The sequence below is a fragment of the Pseudomonas sp. PARCl1 genome, from assembly GCF_947311875.1.
GTDB classification, from domain to species: Bacteria; Pseudomonadota; Gammaproteobacteria; order Pseudomonadales; family Pseudomonadaceae; genus Aquipseudomonas; species Aquipseudomonas juntendi.
This window is the reverse complement of the sequence record NZ_CAMZMX010000017.1, coordinates 73,545-91,296: the sequence shown is the minus strand read 5'-3', so window position 1 is coordinate 91,296 and position 17,752 is coordinate 73,545. Positions and strand designations below refer to the sequence as shown.

Annotated in this window: 15 protein-coding genes; all 15 read left to right on the top strand. The window is 59.8% G+C overall.

All coding sequences use genetic code 11. The features are described from left to right. Positions 1 to 6 precede the first annotated feature (6 nt). The 15 genes from QME24_RS12100 (at position 7) to QME24_RS12030 (ending at position 17,535) form a co-directional block, all read left to right on the top strand. A complete protein-coding gene (locus tag QME24_RS12100; RefSeq protein WP_009684249.1) occupies positions 7 to 936 on the top strand; it encodes a chemotaxis protein CheV in 930 nt (309 codons plus the stop codon). A gap of 49 nt (positions 937 to 985) precedes the next feature. Continuing rightward, a complete protein-coding gene (gene cheR, locus QME24_RS12095) occupies positions 986 to 1,813 on the top strand; it encodes a protein-glutamate O-methyltransferase CheR (protein ID WP_009684248.1) in 828 nt (275 codons plus the stop codon). Between the two features lie 322 nt (positions 1,814 to 2,135). Continuing rightward, a complete protein-coding gene (gene flgB, locus QME24_RS12090; protein ID WP_009684247.1) occupies positions 2,136 to 2,546 on the top strand; it encodes a flagellar basal body rod protein FlgB in 411 nt (136 codons plus the stop codon). Between the two features lie 2 nt (positions 2,547 to 2,548). Further along, positions 2,549 to 2,992 (top strand): flagellar basal body rod protein FlgC, encoded by a 444-nt coding sequence (gene flgC, locus QME24_RS12085; RefSeq protein WP_025340101.1) that lies wholly within the window; start codon positions 2,549 to 2,551, stop codon positions 2,990 to 2,992. Positions 2,993 to 3,007: 15 nt separating this feature from the next. Next, a complete protein-coding gene (gene flgD / locus QME24_RS12080; RefSeq protein ID WP_054913399.1) occupies positions 3,008 to 3,712 on the top strand; it encodes a flagellar hook assembly protein FlgD in 705 nt (234 codons plus the stop codon). 31 nt (positions 3,713 to 3,743) lie between these two features. Then, positions 3,744 to 5,099 carry a flagellar hook protein FlgE gene (flgE, locus tag QME24_RS12075; RefSeq protein WP_182337128.1) on the top strand — a complete coding sequence of 452 codons (1,356 nt, stop codon included), beginning with the start codon at positions 3,744 to 3,746 and terminating at the stop codon, positions 5,097 to 5,099. A 73-nt stretch (positions 5,100 to 5,172) separates the two neighbouring features. Beyond that, positions 5,173 to 5,358, top strand: coding sequence for a hypothetical protein (locus tag QME24_RS12070; protein WP_125855127.1), 186 nt, complete (start codon positions 5,173 to 5,175; stop codon positions 5,356 to 5,358). 288 nt (positions 5,359 to 5,646) lie between these two features. After that, the gene (locus tag QME24_RS12065; protein WP_054913402.1) at positions 5,647 to 6,387 is read left to right on the top strand and encodes a flagellar basal body rod protein FlgF; all 741 of its coding nucleotides are present in this window, start codon (positions 5,647 to 5,649) and stop codon (positions 6,385 to 6,387) included. A gap of 47 nt (positions 6,388 to 6,434) precedes the next feature. Next, on the top strand, positions 6,435 to 7,220 hold the full coding sequence (flgG, locus tag QME24_RS12060; protein ID WP_015271239.1) for a flagellar basal-body rod protein FlgG: 786 nt from the start codon (positions 6,435 to 6,437) through the stop codon (positions 7,218 to 7,220). Between the two features lie 50 nt (positions 7,221 to 7,270). Then, positions 7,271 to 7,966: a flagellar basal body L-ring protein FlgH gene (flgH, locus tag QME24_RS12055; protein ID WP_281690846.1), complete on the top strand. Its 696-nt coding sequence runs from the start codon at positions 7,271 to 7,273 to the stop codon at positions 7,964 to 7,966. A 6-nt stretch (positions 7,967 to 7,972) separates the two neighbouring features. Continuing rightward, positions 7,973 to 9,088: a flagellar basal body P-ring protein FlgI gene (locus tag QME24_RS12050; RefSeq protein WP_161891729.1), complete on the top strand. Its 1,116-nt coding sequence runs from the start codon at positions 7,973 to 7,975 to the stop codon at positions 9,086 to 9,088. Between the two features lie 11 nt (positions 9,089 to 9,099). Then, positions 9,100 to 10,254: a flagellar assembly peptidoglycan hydrolase FlgJ gene (gene flgJ / locus QME24_RS12045; protein ID WP_280091473.1), complete on the top strand. Its 1,155-nt coding sequence runs from the start codon at positions 9,100 to 9,102 to the stop codon at positions 10,252 to 10,254. A gap of 12 nt (positions 10,255 to 10,266) precedes the next feature. Continuing rightward, complete coding sequence (flgK, locus tag QME24_RS12040; protein WP_280091472.1) at positions 10,267 to 12,297, top strand: flagellar hook-associated protein FlgK; 2,031 nt, start codon at positions 10,267 to 10,269, stop codon at positions 12,295 to 12,297. Between the two features lie 13 nt (positions 12,298 to 12,310). Then, positions 12,311 to 13,894: a flagellar hook-associated protein 3 gene (locus tag QME24_RS12035; protein WP_280091471.1), complete on the top strand. Its 1,584-nt coding sequence runs from the start codon at positions 12,311 to 12,313 to the stop codon at positions 13,892 to 13,894. A 74-nt stretch (positions 13,895 to 13,968) separates the two neighbouring features. Further along, entirely contained in the window at positions 13,969 to 17,535 is a 3,567-nt protein-coding gene (locus tag QME24_RS12030) for a glycosyltransferase (protein WP_280091470.1), read from the top strand. The last annotated feature ends 217 nt before the right edge of the window (positions 17,536 to 17,752 follow it).

Genomic DNA, 17,752 nt, shown 5'->3' with positions numbered 1-17,752 from the left:
TCTGGCATGGCGGGTGTGATGGATTCGGTCAACCAGCGCACGCAGCTGGTGGGGCAGAATCGCCTGGAGTTGCTGCTGTTCCGCCTCAATGGCGAACAGCTTTACGGCATCAACGTATTCAAGGTCAGGGAAGTGCTGCAATGCCCTGCGCTGACCCTGCTGCCCAAGGCGCACCCGGTGGTGCGCGGGGTGGCCAACATTCGTGGGGCGACCATCCCGATCCTCGACTTGTCGATGGCGACCGGGCTGCGACCGCTGCAGGAAGACACGCGCAAGAGTTTCGTGATCATCACCGAGTACAACACCAAAACCCAGGGCTTTCTGGTGCATTCGGTCGAACGCATCGTCAACATGAACTGGGAAGAGATCCACCCACCACCCAAGGGTACCGGCCGGGACCACTACCTGACCGCCGTCACCCGGGTGGATAACCGCATGGTCGAGATCATCGACGTGGAGAAAGTGCTGGCCGAGGTGGCACCTTCTTCCGAATCGGTATCGGCCGGGGTGGTCGATGCCGAGGTGCAGGACAAGGCCGTGCTGCTGCGGGTGCTGACCGTCGACGATTCGTCGGTGGCACGCAAGCAGGTCAGCCGCTGCCTGCAGACCGTCGGGGTGGAAGTGGTGGCGCTCAATGACGGCCGCCAGGCCTTGAACTACCTGCGCCAGCTGGTAGAGGAGGGCAAGAAGCCGGAAGAGGAGTTCCTGATGATGATCTCCGACATTGAAATGCCGGAAATGGACGGCTATACGCTTACCGCGGAAATTCGCAGTGACCCGCGCATGCAAAAACTGCACATCTGCCTGCATACTTCGCTTTCCGGGGTGTTCAACCAGGCGATGGTCAAGAAGGTCGGCGCTGATGACTTCCTGGCCAAGTTCAAGCCGGACGACCTGGCCCAGCGGGTGGTCGACCGGATCAAGGCGGCGCATTGAAGCAGCCGGGGCAAGCCCTGGCACCAGTGATTGAAAAGAGGCGGCAGTAGTGTCTACGGGTAATTTGGATTTCGAACAGTTCCGGGTCTTCCTGGAGAAAGCCTGTGGCATCCTGCTGGGGGAAAATAAGCAGTACCTGGTTTCCAGCCGTCTCAACAAGCTGATGGAGCAACAGGGCATCAAGAGCCTGGGTGAGCTGGTGCAGCGCATCCAGACCCAGCCGCGCGGCGGCCTGCGCGAGCAGGTGGTCGATGCCATGACCACCAACGAGACCTTGTGGTTTCGCGACACCTATCCGTTCGAAGTGCTGAAGAACAAGGTCATTCCCGAGTTCATTCGCAACAACCCTGGGCAGCGGCTGCGCATGTGGTCCGCTGCCTGCTCGTCGGGCCAGGAGCCGTATTCCATCTCGATGGCCATTGACGAGTTCGAGCGCAGCAACCTCGGCCAGCTGAAGATGGGTGCGCAAATCGTGGCTACCGACCTCTCCGGTACCATGCTGACCAACTGCAAGACCGGTGAGTACGACAGCCTGGCGATTGCCCGCGGTTTGTCCCAGGAGCGCCTGCAGCGTTATTTCGACCCCAAGGGGCCTGGGCGCTGGGCGGTCAAGCCGGCGATCCGCAGCCGCGTCGAGTTTCGTGCCTTCAACCTGCTCGACAGCTATGCCAGCCTGGGCAAGTTCGACATCGTGTTCTGCCGCAACGTGTTGATCTACTTCTCGGCGCAGGTGAAGCGCGACATCCTGCTGCGTATTCACAGCACGCTGAAGCCGGGTGGCTACTTGTTCCTCGGCGCCTCGGAGGCGTTGAACGGGTTGCCGGACCATTACCAGATGGTGCAATGCAGCCCGGGGATCATCTACCAGGCCAAGTAAGCAGAAGGCCGGCGGCGAAAGTTGCCGGCCTTTTTGTTTGCCTGTACCGCCTTCAGGCTTGCATGGCCCCTGTGGGAGCGGGCATGCCCGCGAAGAGGCCGGCTCAGGAAAACCCTGACGTCAAATTTTTGTTTTGCCGCTTTTGCCAACCGGCAATTGCCGCTTTCACTGCCAAAGGCGGAAGGCCTTTGCCGCTTTTCTGGCATCACCCTGACAGCATGCCGCGCGCATACCCCATATTTCGGGGGGCAGGGGGGTTGGCACAGCCCTTGCTATAACTTGCTCAACAAAACTCCGGTCAACCTCTGAAGGTTTCCCCGATATGAGCATCAGTTTCGACAAGGCGCTTGGCATTCACGAAAAGGCCCTGGGCTTCCGCGCCCAGCGCGCCGAAGTGTTGGCCAACAACATTGCCAACGCCGACACGCCCAACTACAAGGCGCGTGACATGGACTTCTCTTCGGTGCTCGCCGCCGAAACCAGCAAGCAGCAAAGTGGCCGCTTTGCCATGGAGCGGACCAACAGCCGGCACATCGAAGCCGAAGGCCTGGCCGTCGCTGCTGACGACACGCTCAAATACCGCACGCCGCTGCAGCCTTCGATCGACCAGAACACCGTCGACGCGCAGATCGAGCAGTCGAACTACACCGAAAACGCCATTGGCTTCCAGGCCAGCTTCACCTTGCTCAACAGTAAATTCAAAGGGCTGGTTTCCGCCCTGCGGGGAGAATGACCATGTCCCTTTCCAGTGTCTTCAATATTGCCGGTAGCGGCATGAGCGCGCAGAACACGCGCCTGAACACCGTCGCTTCCAACATCGCCAACGCCGAGACAGTCTCGTCGAGCATCGACCAGACCTACCGCGCTCGCCATCCGGTGTTCGCCACGACCTTCCAGGATGCACAGGCTGGCGGCAGCCAGTCGCTGTTCGAGGACCAGGGTGAAGCCGGGCAGGGCGTGCAGGTAAAGGGCATCGTCGAAGACCAGAGCAACCTTGAAGCCCGCTACGAGCCGAACCACCCGGCGGCGAACAAGGACGGCTATGTCTACTACCCGAACGTCAACGTGGTCGAGGAGATGGCTGACATGATCTCGGCCAGCCGCGCGTTCCAGACCAACGCCGAGCTGATGAACACGGCCAAGAGCATGATGCAGAAAGTGCTGACTCTCGGGCAGTGATAAGGAATCCAGACCATGGCAATCGAGACTACCGGCGTCAACCTCAATGATGTGCTCACGGCGTCCGGTGTGGGTAGCAGTACGAAGAAAACCACGGATACCGCTTCCAAGACCGGCACTGATTCGTTGGGTAAAGATGCTTTCCTGCAGCTGCTTGTAACGCAGATGCAGCATCAGAACCCGCTGGACCCGCAGGACAACGGTGAATTCGTTGCTCAGTTGGCGCAGTTCAGCAGCTTGGAAGGTATTACCTCCCTGAACGAGTCGGTTAGCAGTATCACCAACGCCATGGCGTCGTCGCAGGCGCTGCAGGCTTCATCGTTGGTAGGCCGATCGGTGGTGGTGCAGAACGATAAAGCTGTGGTTGATACCACTGAAAGCTTCAATGCCCAGTTCGTTGTGCCTCAGGCTATCAGCGAAGCGAAGATCACCATCAAGGACAAGGACGGCAACACCGTCAAGACCATCGAGTTGGGTGAGCAGAAGGCGGGTTACGCTGACTTCATCTGGGATGGCACCAACAGCAGCGGGGAGAAAGTCGACCCGGGCACCTACACGTTCACTGCCACCACCACAGTAGATGGACAGTCGGTGCAGATGAACACCCTCTTGCCGGCCAAGGTGACCAGCGTCAGCTTCAGCGCAACGGGTGAAATGGTGCTCAACCTCGCCGGTGTCGGCAAGGTGTCTCTTTCCGACGTACAAACCATTGGTATCTAAGGCCCGTTAGCGCGGCACAAGGAGCGAATTCATGTCTTTCAATATCGGCCTTAGCGGTCTGTCTGCGGCGAACAAGCAGTTGGACGTCACTGGTAACAACATCGCCAACGTCAATACAACTGGCTTCAAGTCTTCGCGTGCCGAGTTCGCGGATGTCTACGCGGGTGCCAACCGCTTGGGTGTCGGCAAGAACCAAGTGGGCAACGGGGTGCGCCTGGCTGCCATTTCCCAACAGTTCACCCAGGGCGATGTAAACACCACAGGCAACGTGCTGGACATGGGAATTCAAGGGCAGGGCTTCTTCGTGTTGTCCGATAATGGCTCGCGTGTTTACACCCGTGCAGGTGCTTTCCAGGCCAGCAAGGACAACTTCGTGGTGACTTCCGACGGCTTGCGCCTGCAGGGCTATACCGCTGATGCGGCTGGCAACATTCAGAAGGGTGTACTGAAGGACTTGCAGATTGATACCTCGGCGCTGCAGCCAAAGGCGACCTCCCTGATCGATCAGGGTATCAACCTGAATTCTTCGGCCGCCGATATCCCTCTCGAGGTCGATGACGGCAATGGCGCGATGGTGCCTAACCTGCCGTTCGATCCTGCCAACGCGTCGACGTATACCAAGTCGTTCCCGACCAAGGTGTATGACAGCCAGGGCAACGAGCACACGCTGGAGCAGTTCTACCGCAAGACCGGCACCAACGAGTGGACCATGTATACGCTGGTCGATGGGCGCAACCCGTTCGATCCTTCTTCGACTATGCCACTGACGGGCACCATCAGCTTCAACAGCGATGGCTCGGTCAAGAGCATGACAGCTGATAATACTGGCCACCCGGCGGGTTCGTCTTTCACCGTGACCAACAACACATTCAGCATGACCGGTTGGGTGCCTGCGGTGGAAGATGCGCAGGGTAACTGGGCTTCCAACGGTGCCGTGGGTGACGTCGGTGGTATGCGCCTGGCGATGGACAGTACTACGTCTTACAACACCGAAACCGCGCGAATGTCGCAGTCTCAGGACGGTTACGCCACCGGTATTCTGTCGAGCCTGAGCATCGACGCAACAGGGGTATTGTTCGCCAGCTTCAGCAACGGCAAATCCAATGCCATTGGCCAGGTGGCGCTGGCGAGCTTTGCAAATGAGCAAGGCTTGCAGCAAATTGGCGGTACCCGCTGGACCGAAACCTTCACCTCGGGCATTCCCGGCATAGATGCGCCGAAGACTGGAACCTTGGGGGCTATCGAGTCCAACGCACTGGAAGGCTCGAACGTCAACCTGACCCAAGAGCTTGTTGAGCTGATAAAGGCGCAAAGCAACTATCAGGCGAACGCCAAAACCATTTCTACCGAAAGCACCATCTTGCAGACCGTCATCCAAATGGCCTGATGGCTGCTGTTTGATCGTGTGCACGCGAGCCCCTTTCTTTTTGAAGGGGCTCGTCGTTTTTGCAGGAGGGTTCATGGGCAAATTGCTGGTGGCGTTGTTGATCGCGTTCAGCCTCTACCAAGTGCAAGCTGGTACGGCTAACTGGTGGCGTTGGGAAAGCCAGATCGACGGCCGTCTGGTATGTGCACAATGGCCGCCAGGAGACGGCTGGAGGAAATTTGCCGGTCCCTACAGCAATGGTCGTTGCCGGGAACCTTGATGAGTGAGTGTCAGCGCCGTTCGTGGGCTGGCGCTCTTGGATAAAGCGCTGGCCATGGCGGCTCTGCTTGCTTTAGTGGGGCGGGCCTGGCGCCAGGTGGCTGGTACAAGCTTGCCGCAATCGGCAAGCCGGCGCCGGATAACCGGCGGGCATGGTGCGAATGCGATCCCGAAACCCCCGTATTCCCGGGGGGTTCTCCCAAAAACATGAAGTTGGTTCGGAACTTGCTTCTTTGCCAGTAAAGCAGCGGCGTACGGCAAACGAGCGCCAGTGCAGCGGAGGATGACTGTGGACAAGATGCTTTACGTGGCCATGACCGGCGCCAGCCAGAACGCGCTGGCGCAGAAGGCCCACGCCAACAACCTGGCGAACATTTCCACCAACGGTTTTCAGCGTGACCTGGAGCAGGCGCGTTCGATGCCGGTGTTTGGCGACAGCTTTCCGGCGCGCGCCTTTGCCATGACCGAGCGTCCGGCCACCGACTTCAGCGAAGGGCCGATGGTCGAAACTGGTCGAGATCTGGACGTGACAGTAACCGGCAAAGGTTTTATCGCTGTACAAGCCCCGGACGGTAGCGAGGCCTATGTTCGTACAGGCAGCCTGAATATCGATGCTTTGGGGGTGCTGCGTGCCGGCAACGGCATGCCCGTGATCGGCAACGGCGGCCCGATTGCCATCCCGCCAGAACAGAAGGTGGAGGTGGGCGCCGATGGCACCATCAGCATTCGTTCCATGGGTGAAGACCCGCGAGTGATGGCCGAGGTCGACCGTATAAAGCTGGTCAACCCGGACACCAAGGGTCTTACCAAAGGCCTCGATGGCATGATTCATACCACCTCTGGCCAGCCAGCCGACGCCGACGTCAACGTGCGGGTGGTATCTGGTTTTCTCGAGGGCAGCAACGTCAACGCCGTCGAAGAGATGACCTCGGTCCTGGCGCTGTCGCGTCAATTTGAACTGCACGTCAAGATGATGAATGCGGCCAAGGAAGGCGACGAAGCCATGGCGCGTGTTTTGCAAATCGGCTAATCACTTTTGAACGGGTGCCGTAAAACAGGCGCACGAGGAGAACACTAATGCTTCCGGCTCTTTGGGTCGCTAAAACCGGCCTGTCCGCCCAGGACACTAACCTCACGGTCATCTCCAACAACCTGGCCAACGTCTCGACCACCGGTTTCAAGCGTGATCGTGCCGAATTCCAGGACCTGCTTTACCAGATCAAGCGCCAGCCTGGCGCACAGTCCACCCAGGACAGCGAACTGCCCTCAGGCTTGCAGGTCGGTACCGGCGTGCGCATTGTCGGTACGCAGAAAAACTTCCAGACGGGTAGCCTGCAAACGACCGAGAACCCGTTGGACATGGCGGTCAACGGCCGTGGTTTCTTCCAGGTGCTGCAGCCTGACGGCACCGTTTCGTACACACGTGACGGGACCTTCCACCTGAACTCTGACGGCCAGATCGTCACTGCCAACGGTTTTGCCCTGGAACCCGCCATCGTTGTGCCTAACGACGCGCAGACCTTTACCGTCGGCCAGGACGGCACCGTGTCTATCACGACCGCCGGCAACCCTGCAGCGCAGGTGATCGGCAACATCCAGACCGCCGATTTCATCAACCCGGCCGGCCTGCAGGCAATCGGCGACAACCTGTTCCTGGAAACCGCGGCCAGTGGCGCGCCGCAAGTCGGCACCCCGGGCCTGAACGGTTTCGGCACCACCCTGCAGCAGACCCTGGAAAACTCCAACGTCAGCACCGTAGAAGAGCTGGTGAACATGATCACCACTCAGCGCGCCTACGAGATGAACTCCAAGGTCATCTCCACCGCCGACCAGATGCTGTCGTTCGTTACTCAACAGCTCTGAGGCCGGCAGCTCTGAGCCTGGTAGTTTTTTGCACTCGTGAGGTAAGCGTCATGAATCGTCTGTTGTCCGTTTTCGCCCTGGGGGGGGCGGTGTTGCTGGCAGGTTGCGTCGCGCCGACGCCCAAGCCCAACGACCCGTACTACGCGCCGGTTCTGCCGCGCACCCCATTGCCGGCAGCGGCCAACAACGGTTCGATTTACCAGGCCGGTTTCGAGCAGAACCTGTACAGCGACCGTAAAGCGTTCCGGGTGGGTGACATCATTACCATTACCCTCAACGAGCGTACATCGGCTAGCAAGAACGCCGGCTCGCAGATCGCCAAGACCAGCAAGACCGATATTGGCCTGACCTCGCTGTTCGGTGGCACACCGAACACCAACAACCCGTTTGGCGGCGGCGACCTGTCGCTGGAGGCGGGCTACAGCGGTGACCGCGCCACCAAGGGCGATAGCAAGGCGACCCAGGGCAACACCCTGACCGGCTCGATCACCGTAACGGTGGCCGAAGTACTGCCCAACGGCATCATCGCGGTGCGCGGTGAAAAGTGGCTGACCCTGAACACCGGCGAAGAGTTGGTGCGCATTGCCGGCATGGTCCGTGCCGATGACATCGCCACCGATAACACCGTACCGTCCACCCGTGTGGCCGACGCGCGCATTACCTATTCCGGTACCGGCTCGTTCGCCGATGCCAGCCAGCCTGGTTGGCTGGACCGCTTCTTCCTCAGCCCGCTTTGGCCTTTCTGAGTACGGATGACCATGTTCAACGTGAGGCAGCTGATTGCCGCAACCCTGCTCCTGTCCTGTGCCTGTGTGGCCCAGGCCGAGCGCCTGAAGGACATCGCCAGTATTTCTGGCGTGCGCTCCAACCAGTTGATTGGCTATGGCCTGGTGGTTGGCCTGAACGGTACGGGTGACCAGACCACCCAGACCCCGTTTACCTTGCAAACCTTCAACAACATGCTGTCGCAGTTCGGCATCAAGGTGCCGCCAGGCTCCGGTAACGTGCAGTTGAAAAACGTCGCTGCCGTGTCGGTGCATGCCGACTTGCCGCCGTTCGCCAAGCCGGGCCAGGTGGTCGACATAACCGTATCCTCGATCGGTAACTCGAAGAGCCTGCGCGGCGGCAGCCTGCTGATGACCCCGCTCAAGGGTATTGACGGTAACGTCTACGCCATCGCCCAAGGCAACCTGGTGGTCGGCGGCTTCGACGCCGAGGGCCGCGATGGCTCGAAGATCACCGTCAACGTTCCGTCGGCGGGTAGGATTCCAGGTGGTGCCAGCGTGGAGCGGGCCGTGCCAAGCGGCTTCAACCAGGGCAATACCCTGACCTTGAACCTGAACCGCCCCGATTTCACTACCGCCAAACGTATCGTCGACAAGGTCAATGACCTGCTGGGGCCAGGTGTGGCCCAGGCGGTGGACGGTGGCTCGGTGCGGGTCAGTGCGCCGATGGACCCAAGCCAGCGCGTGGACTATCTGTCGGTCCTGGAAAACCTGGAAATCGATCCCGGCCAGGCGGTGGCCAAAGTCATCATCAATTCGCGTACCGGTACCATCGTCATTGGCCAGAACGTGAAGGTTTCGCCAGCGGCGGTGACCCACGGCAGCCTGACCGTGACCATTACCGAAGACCCGATCGTCAGCCAGCCGGGCCCGCTCTCCAACGGCCAGACTGCCGTGGTGCCACGCTCGCGGGTCAATGCGGAACAGGAGGCCAAGCCGATGTTCAAGTTCGGCCCAGGCACCACGCTGGATGAAATCGTCCGCGCGGTGAACCAGGTGGGCGCAGCGCCCGGTGACCTCATGGCCATTCTCGAAGCCCTGAAACAGGCCGGCGCCCTGCAAGCCGACCTGATCGTGATCTGAGGACGGTACCGATGAACAGCAAAAGCCTGGTTTCTGGCAGCGGCGACAGCGGTGCTTACACCGACCTCAATCGCCTCAGTTCGCTCAAGCATGGTGACCGCGACAGCGATGCCAACGTACGCAAGGTGGCCCAGGAGTTCGAGTCGCTATTCATCAGCGAAATGCTCAAGGCCTCGCGCAAGGCCAGCGACGTGCTGGCCGACGACAACCCGATGAACACCGAAACGGTCAAGCAGTACCGCGACATGTATGACCAGCAATTGGCCGTGAGCATGTCCCGCGAGGGGGGCGGTATCGGCCTGCAGGACGTGCTGGTGCGCCAGTTGTCGAAAAAGAAGAGTGCATCGGTCAATACCAGCCCGTTCCCGCACGTTGAAGGCCGCGCCCCGGCGCTATGGGGCAACAAGGTGGCTGAGCCCGTGCAAGCCACCCTGGCGAGCGCTAACCGCAATGATGTAGCGGCGCTCAATTCGCGGCGCCTGGCCTTGCCGAGCAAACTCACCGACCGCCTTTTGGCTGGTATCGTGCCGTCGGCGGCCAGCCCGAACAACGCCGCCGTACCTGCCCGTGACGGCCAGCAACCGGCCAAGGTCTTTGCCGTGCCGGACAACGGCCTGCGTATTGTCGGTCGCGCGGTGGCCCAGCCGCCGTTGGCGCCGAAGAAGGCGTTCGCCGACAGTGATGAATTTGTCGCCACCATGCTGCCGATGGCCGAGCAGGCCGCCAAGCGCATTGGTATCGACCCTCGCTATCTGGTAGCCCAGGCCGCGCTGGAAACCGGTTGGGGCAAGTCGGTGATGCGCAACAGCTACGGCAGTAGCAGCCACAACCTGTTTGGCATCAAGGCAACTGGCAACTGGGAGGGCGGCGAGGCGAGAGCGATTACCAGCGAGTTCCGCGATGGCCAGTTCGTCAAGGAGACGGCAGCGTTCCGTTCGTACGATTCCTATCAGGACAGCTTCCATGACCTGGTGAACCTGTTGCAGAACAATTCGCGCTATCAAGATGCGGTGAAAGCCGCCGATAAACCTGAACAGTTCGTGCAAGAGTTGCAAAAGGCCGGGTACGCCACCGACCCGAATTACGCCAGCAAGATCTCGCAGATAGCAAAACAGATGAAGTCGTACGAGCACTACGCGCTGCTCGGTACCGCAACGAAAATCTAAAGGTAGGAAACCATGGCGAGTCTGATCAACATTGGTATGTCGGGGCTGGGTGCCGCGCAGTCGGGGATGTATACCCTCGGTAACAACATTGCCAATGCCGACGTCGAGAGCTACTCGCGCCAGCAGAACGTACAGAAGAGCAAGGGCGGTCAGCAGGTCGGCCAGGTCTTTATCGGCAGCGGGACGACGCTGGCCGATGTGCGCCGGGTGTACAACGCATTTCTGGAAAACCAGTTGCGCACTACCACCTCGCTCTCCAGCGACGCCAGCGCATACCTGAACCAGATCACGCCGCTGGACACCGCCCTGTCGGGCAGCGACACCGGCATTACCGCAGCGTTGCAAAGCTTCTTCAGTTCCATGCAGGATGCCGCGGCCAAGCCCACCGAGGACGCCTCGCGCCAACTGCTGCTAACCAGCGCGCAGTCCCTGGCCAAGCGCTTCAATACTTTGTCGGCACAGCTCAACCAGCAGAACAGCGACATCAACGCCAACATGGCGTCGCTCGCCGATCAGGTGAACAACCTGACCAAGAGCATCGCTGAGCTCAATGACCAGATTTCCCGCGTCAGCTCCATCTCCGGCCAGCCCAACGACCTGCTCGACCAGCGCGATGGTGCGGTACGTGAACTGAGCAAGTTGATCGGCGCCGATGTGGTAGAGCGCGATGGCAACTACGACATCTACCTGAAGAATGGCCAGGCCCTGGTGTTGGGCAAGACCACCCAGACCTTGGGCGTGGAGCCAAGCGCGACCGACCCGACCCGCATGAGCCTGATCCTCAACCGCGGTTCGACCAAGATGGACATCACCAGCAGCACCACCGGTGGCGAACTCGCTGGTTTGATTCGCTACCGCAAGGAAACCCTCGACCCCGCGCTCAACGAGTTGGGCCGCGTGGCCTTGGTGGTGGCGGATGCGATCAACGGCCAGCTGGCCCAGGGTATCGACAAGAATGGTGACTTCGGTGCCACCCTATTCGGTGATATCAACAGCGCCGCGGCCATCAGCCAGCGCAGTATCGCCAAGCAGGGCAACAGCGCCGGCTCCGGCAACCTCGATGTGACCATCAAGGACACCGGCAAGCTGACCACCAGCGATTACCAGGTGACCTTCACCAGCGACAAGCAGTACACCGTGCGCAAGTTGCCCGATGGTACCGATATGGGCAGCTATAACCTCGACGACGACCCAGCTCCGGTCATTGACGGCTTCAGCCTGGCGCTCAATGGCGGCGGCCTGAACGCGGGTGACAGCTTCAAGATCACCCCCACCCGCAATGCCGCGGCCGGCATCGATACCGTGCTGACCGATCCCAAGCGCCTGGCGCTGGCCGCGCCACTGACCGCCACCAGCGGCTCTGGCAACAAGGGCACTGGCGTAATTACCCAGCCGACGCTGACATCCGAGATGGACATCTACGATGCAGCCCAGCGTGCGCAGTTGCAGACCGGCCTGAAGTACTCGACCCCGGTCAAGCTCGTATTTGGTGACAACAGCACCTCGCCCCAGGCCTACAAGATGTATGACGCCAAGGGCACCGAGATCGGCAGCGGCACCATCGTGCCAGGCCAGGAGAACAAACTGCAGTTGTCGGTGCCGATGGTCGATGGCAACGGCAACTCGCTGGGCAGCAGCTTCACCTTCGAGATGAGCGTCTCCGGTGCCCCGCAGAACGGCGACAGCTACACCGTGGCGCTGACCGGCGCAGGTTCGGCGGACAACCGCAACAGCCAGTCGGTGATAGACCTGCAGACCAAGTCCACGGTCGAGGTAGGTGCCAACGGCAAGGGCATCAGCTTCACCGATGCCTACGCCAAGCTGGTGTCCAGTGTCGGCGGCAAGGTCGGGCAGGCACAGATGGACAGCGATGCCACCAGCGCCTTGCACACTTCCGCGCTGGACAGCCGCAACGGTCTGTCGGGCGTGTCGATCGACGAAGAGACCGGCAACCTGATCAAGTTCCAGCAGTACTACACCGCGTCGTCGCAGATCATCAAGGCGGCCCAGGAAACCTTCGCCACCCTGATCAACAGTCTTTAAGGAGCCGTAGATCGTGAGCGTACGCATCTCTACTTCGCAGTTCTACAACACCAATAGTGCCAACTATCAGAGCAACTTTGCCAAGACGGTGAAGACTCAGCAGGAGGCCAGCGATGGCATTCGCGTGCGTTCGGCCAAGGATGACCCGGTGGGGGCGGCGCGGTTGCTGCAGTTGGAGCAGCAGCAGAATATGCTCAAGCAGTACGCCACCAATACCGTCAATGTGCGTAATGCGCTGGGGACTGCGGAAAGCACGCTGACCTCGATTGGCAATATCTTGCAGCGGGTCAACGAACTGGCTATTGGCTCTGGTAACGGCGCGTTCACCGATGCTGATCGCAAGGCCAATGCTGATGAGCTGGCTTCGCTGGAGGATCAGCTGTTCAACTTGATGAACAGTCGGGACGAGAACGGCAAGTACATCTTCTCGGGTTCCAAGGGTGATACGCCGCCGTACGTGCGTAACGCCGATGGCACCTATAGCTACCAGGGCGATCAAGGAAAGCTGAACCTGCAAGTGGGCGACATGCTCAGCCTGGCTGCCAACGAGACCGGCTACGATGCTTTCGAACAGGCGCTCAATACCAGCCGTACCCAGACGCAGATGACTGCGCCGGCAACCAATGATGGCCGTGTCAACCTGTCCAATGGCCAAGTTTCCGGTAGCTCGACTTACAATGACCGGTTCCGTAGTGGAGAGCCGTATACGATCGAGTTCACCAGTAGCACTGAATACAAGATCACCGATGCCGCGGGTAATGACGTTACTCTCGAGGCTAGTCAGGGCGGTAAGTTCGACCCCAATGGCGATAACGCCAGCATCAGCTTCCGCGGTGTCGATCTGCGCCTGGATATTAACTTCAAGGACGGCGACAAGGGCAACGAAGATGCCGCTATTGCGGGGCATACGTTCAACTTGAGCTCCAAAGCCGATGAGGTGTCCGGCACCCGCAGCCTGGGCAACGCCTCGTCCGAGCAGGTTACTGGCGCGACCATCACCGACCAGGACGCCTACAAGGCAGCATTCCCGTCAGGGGGGGCAGTGCTCAAGTTTACCAGCAGCTCGACGTTCGAGCTGTATGCAACTCCGGTCACTGCCAATAGCCGCCCTGTAGCGTCTGGGGCGCTTGGCGGGGCGAGTGGCACTACCGCGACAGCGGCTGGCGTCAGTTTCGAACTGTCGGGCGCGCCAAGTGCGGGCGATTCGTTTGCGGTCAAGGTCGATACCCACCAGACCCAGAACCCGCTGGACACCATCAGCAAGCTGCGTACCGCATTGACCACGTCGATGGACAATGATCCGGTTGCTCGACAGAACTTCCTGGCTTCGCTGGATTCGGCCGTGGGTAACATTACCAGCGCTATCAATCAGGTTTCGTCGTCCGTCAGCGCCATCGGTGGTCGTGGACAGGCACTGGACGTTCAGTCGGAGACCAACGAGGCGCTGAGTACCGAGAACACTAAGACGCAGAGCTCGATCCGTGAAAGCGACCCGGCAGAAGTGATGCTACGCCTGCAGATGCAGACCAACATGCTGCAAGCTTCACTGCAAGCGTATGCGAAAGTCGCCGGGCTTTCGCTGGTCAATTACATCTGATCTTCCCCTCCTGTTTCAACTTCGCTGTGTCAGTGTGCCCGCTCTGACGCAGCCCCTTTTCTCAAGGCTCTAACGTGAACGAACAACCCCTCGTCAGCATCGTCATTCCTGCTTACAGCGCGCGCTTTTTCGCCGTGGCGTTGCAGAGCGCGGTGGGGCAATCCTACGAGAACCTCGAGGTCCTGGTCTGTGATGACAGTGAAGGGGATGAGATCGAAACGATCGTGCGTTGCGTTGAAGAGCAGAGCGGCAGGACGGTGCGTTATGTTTGTAACGAGCGCCGCCTTGGGTTTGTCGGCAATCTGATCCAAGCTGTGCAGATGGCATCGGGCGAGCTGGTCAAGGTGTTGTGTGACGATGACCGGCTGATGCCGCTATGCGTGGCGCGCCAGGCAAAGTGTCTGGCAGATGATAGCGAGGTCAGCCTGGTTCTCGCTCAGCGCATGTTCGTCGACGAGAACAGCTATGTACTGCCGATGCGCTTGGCCAATGCCCGGTTCGTTGACACCGACAGCCTGTTCAATGGCAATGACATACTGTCGATCCTGAGCGATAACCCGGCCAATTTCCTCGGTAACTTTTCCTCAGCGATGATGCGGCGTGAGCAGGCCTTGAGCTTCCTGTGCGCATTGACACAGGATGAGCAGGGATTTGTGGCAGTGCTGGATATGGCTCTCTTCTGCTGTCTGATGCGCACCGGGCAACTGATGCTGGTCGGCGACGTCCTGGTGGTTGAACGCCTGCATTCCGAACGCTTGAGCAAGCAGTCGGCGGTGAGGGCATCGCTCGTACTCGAATGGGGCTGGCTGCGTCAGATGCTGGAGCAGCGTGGTGGCGAGCAAGCCCCGGCGCAAGGGTGGGTACGTTATCGGGCGCTATCGGACACCTCGCTCATGCCGGGCCAATGGCGCGAGATGAATCTGGTGTTGCTGTTGGGCAACTGGCAGCAGACCATGCGTTGCCGTATTGGTAGTGACAGTGAAAGTTACGCCGAGCTTTACCAGGCTTGGGTGGATGAGCGTCAGCTGAGTGCTGCGCAGCTCAAGCGGCTGCCCCGTACCTTCGAGTCTTGGCCCCGCAAACCCCGAGTTGCCGTAGTGATACTGGATCTGGCCGGTAGCCTGGATGAGCTAAGTCAGACTGTGTACAGCGTTCAGGCGCAGTGCTACGCAGCCCAGGATTGCGTTGTGTTGTCTGATGTCAAAGGCTGTGTTTGGTCGGGGGTTGCCCAGCATGCGCTGGAGGGGGACTGGGTCGGTCAGATCAATCGAGTCCTAGCCGCTTTGCCTGAAAGCGATTGGGTCTACCTGTTGCATGCGGGTGACAGGCTTGTCGACGCCGCGTTGCTGTTGCTGGCGGAGCGCATCGCTGTCATGCCGGGGTTGGGCTGTATCTACAGCGATGAAGATACGTGGGCGGATGGCGCGCTCTGCGAGCCGATTTTCAAACCTGCTTTCAACATCGACCTGATGCGTAGCTATCCGTACGTCGGGCGAACGTTAGCCTTCGATCGAGCAGCGTTCGCTACTCTGGGCGGCCTAGATCCGCGTTTTGCAGACCTGGCGGCGCATGATCTGCTCTGGCGGTTGGTGGAGACCAAGGGCCCTCAGACAGTCGAGCATATTGCCGAGATTCAGGTGCATTCTACCCTCGGATATGCGAAGTGGCTGTCGCAAGATTCGGTGATTGCCCAGAGCGAGCGCGTGGTTCACGAGCACTTGAGTCGTCTGGGTGTCGCTCACCAGATACGTCACGATGAAGTGCCTGTACTTAACCGAGTCGACTATCTGCACACCGAGCAGCCGCTCGTCACGCTTGTGCTGCCCTGTAACCAGCCGTTGCAGATACTTCAGCGCTGCGTCATGTCGGTGCTGGAGCAGACCACGTATTCGCGCTATGAATTGGTACTGGTCGCGGCTGATGATATCGAGCCCGCTGCAGGCAACTGGCTTCAGGCAATGGCCGAGGTGGGCGGCGCGATGCTTCGGGTATTGCGTTTGAATGGGGCTGCCGATGTCGGGCGGATGATCAACGAAGCCGCTACGACAGCGCGCGGTGATTACCTGCTGATGTTTTCATCAGGGCTGCAAGTCCGCGAGGGCCAATGGCTAGGAGAGTTGCTCAACCATGCCCAGCGTCCAGAGGTGGCAATCGTCGGCGCCAAAGTGGTGGACGTGCATGACAGGGTCGTTCACGCAGGCTTGGTTCTGGGCGGCAGTGGCGGCGTAGGGCTGGTATGTGCGGGTGAAGAAGGGCAAAGTCGAGGCTATTTGCAACGTCTGCAGGTCACTCAGAACTGGAGTGCGGTGGCAGGTGACTGTCTGATTGTGCGCAAGTCAGTTTTCGACGCGTTAGATGGTCTGGATCTCACCCAGTTCTCCGCGGGGTTGAGTGAAGTCGATCTGTGCCTGCGCGCGAGAAGCCTGGGTTATCTGGTCGTCTGGACGCCCTATGCGTGTCTGTATGCGATTGGAGCAGCCTCTGGAGAGCCTCATGCAAACGCGACGCTCGAGCAGCAGTCGGTCTTTTTCGAGCGTTGGCGTTCGTTGGTCGTGCGCGATCCCGCATATAACCCTAACCTGGGGCTGGGGCGTGTCAATTTCGACCTGGATGCCAGCCAGCAAGGCAGTTGGGACCCATTCTGTGCGCGGACGCTGCCTTCGGTGCTCGCTTTACCTGTGAACGCCTCGGCAGTTGGCGCGTATAGGGTCACCGAACCGTTCGCCCGGCTGGAGGCTGGCGGGCGTATTGTCGGACGGGTTTCGTACGAGTCCCCGGATACCGTCCAGCTCGCCCGCATGAATCCCGATATCATCGTGGTGCAGTTGCGGCATAACGAAAACTCGGTTAGCGACCTTGAACGGCTGGCCAGGTTTTCCAGTGCGCGGCGTATCTACGAGATTGACGACTATGTGCTCAAGGCGCCGAAGAAGAACAAGCATGCCCGTAACAAACCGGCAGACATCGAGCAGCACCTGCGCCGCGCAATCGGATTGTGTGATCGTGTCGTCGTTACCACCCAGGCGCTGGCAGATGCGCTGGGCTCGATGCACAGTGATTTCCGTGTAGTCCCGAACATGCTCGACCCGCAGGTCTGGGACGCTTTCAAGTGCGAGAGGGCAACGGCCTCGAAACCACGTGTTGGTTGGGGTGGCGGCACCAGCCATTCGGGTGACCTGGAAATCATTGCCGAAACCGTTCAGCTTTTGGCGGATGAGGTTCATTGGGTGTTCTTCGGCATGTGCCCAGATGAGCTTCGCCCGTACGTGCATGAGTTTCATCCGCCAGTAGCCTTGGCCGACTATCCGGCCAAGCTTGCCAGCCTGAATCTGGACCTGGCCCTGGCCCCGCTGGAGTTCCATATCTTTAACGACTGCAAGAGCAACCTGCGCTTGCTGGAATACGGCGCCTGTGGTTACCCGGTCATCTGTACCGATACCGAGGCGTACCGCGGTTATTTGCCTTGCACGCGGGTGTATGGCAACAGCACCAAGGAATGGGTCGAAGCGATTCGCTCGCACCTCGCAGACCCGGCCGCCAGTTATCGCATGGGCGATGAGTTGCGCGAGGCGGTGATGCGTGATTTCGTTTTGCGCGATGACAACCTGCGCCATTGGGAGTGGGGCTGGTTGGCGGATTGATACGGCTCTCCGGCCACCGTGGTAGCGCTCTGCGTATTGTGATAAGGCTGCCTTGTGGCCCTTTCGGTTTGCTGCTCTGTTAACCCGCCAGTGTGTCGTTGCGGGAAGGGCCTGTGCTGTCTACCGCATCGGATCAAAAAACTGTTGGCCCTTCAAGCGGGTTGGCGCATTTCCTGCAAATACCCATCGATATCGCCATAAATCCTTCACCCTGGCG

Bases quoted from the DNA above. Each gene is read 5' to 3' on its own strand.
- QME24_RS12100 (WP_009684249.1), top strand. From the start codon at position 7: ATGGCGGGTGTGATGGATTCGGTCAACCAGCGCACGCAGCTGGTGGGG.
- flgH (WP_281690846.1), top strand. From the start codon at position 7,271: ATGAATCGTCTGTTGTCCGTTTTCGCCCTGGGGGGGGCGGTGTTGCTG.
- flgK (WP_280091472.1), top strand. From the start codon at position 10,267: ATGGCGAGTCTGATCAACATTGGTATGTCGGGGCTGGGTGCCGCGCAG.
- flgD (WP_054913399.1), top strand. From the start codon at position 3,008: ATGGCAATCGAGACTACCGGCGTCAACCTCAATGATGTGCTCACGGCG.
- flgE (WP_182337128.1), top strand. From the start codon at position 3,744: ATGTCTTTCAATATCGGCCTTAGCGGTCTGTCTGCGGCGAACAAGCAG.
- flgC (WP_025340101.1), top strand. From the start codon at position 2,549: ATGTCCCTTTCCAGTGTCTTCAATATTGCCGGTAGCGGCATGAGCGCG.
- flgG (WP_015271239.1), top strand. From the start codon at position 6,435: ATGCTTCCGGCTCTTTGGGTCGCTAAAACCGGCCTGTCCGCCCAGGAC.
- QME24_RS12070 (WP_125855127.1), top strand. From the start codon at position 5,173: ATGGGCAAATTGCTGGTGGCGTTGTTGATCGCGTTCAGCCTCTACCAA.
- QME24_RS12050 (WP_161891729.1), top strand. From the start codon at position 7,973: ATGACCATGTTCAACGTGAGGCAGCTGATTGCCGCAACCCTGCTCCTG.
- flgJ (WP_280091473.1), top strand. From the start codon at position 9,100: ATGAACAGCAAAAGCCTGGTTTCTGGCAGCGGCGACAGCGGTGCTTAC.
- flgB (WP_009684247.1), top strand. From the start codon at position 2,136: ATGAGCATCAGTTTCGACAAGGCGCTTGGCATTCACGAAAAGGCCCTG.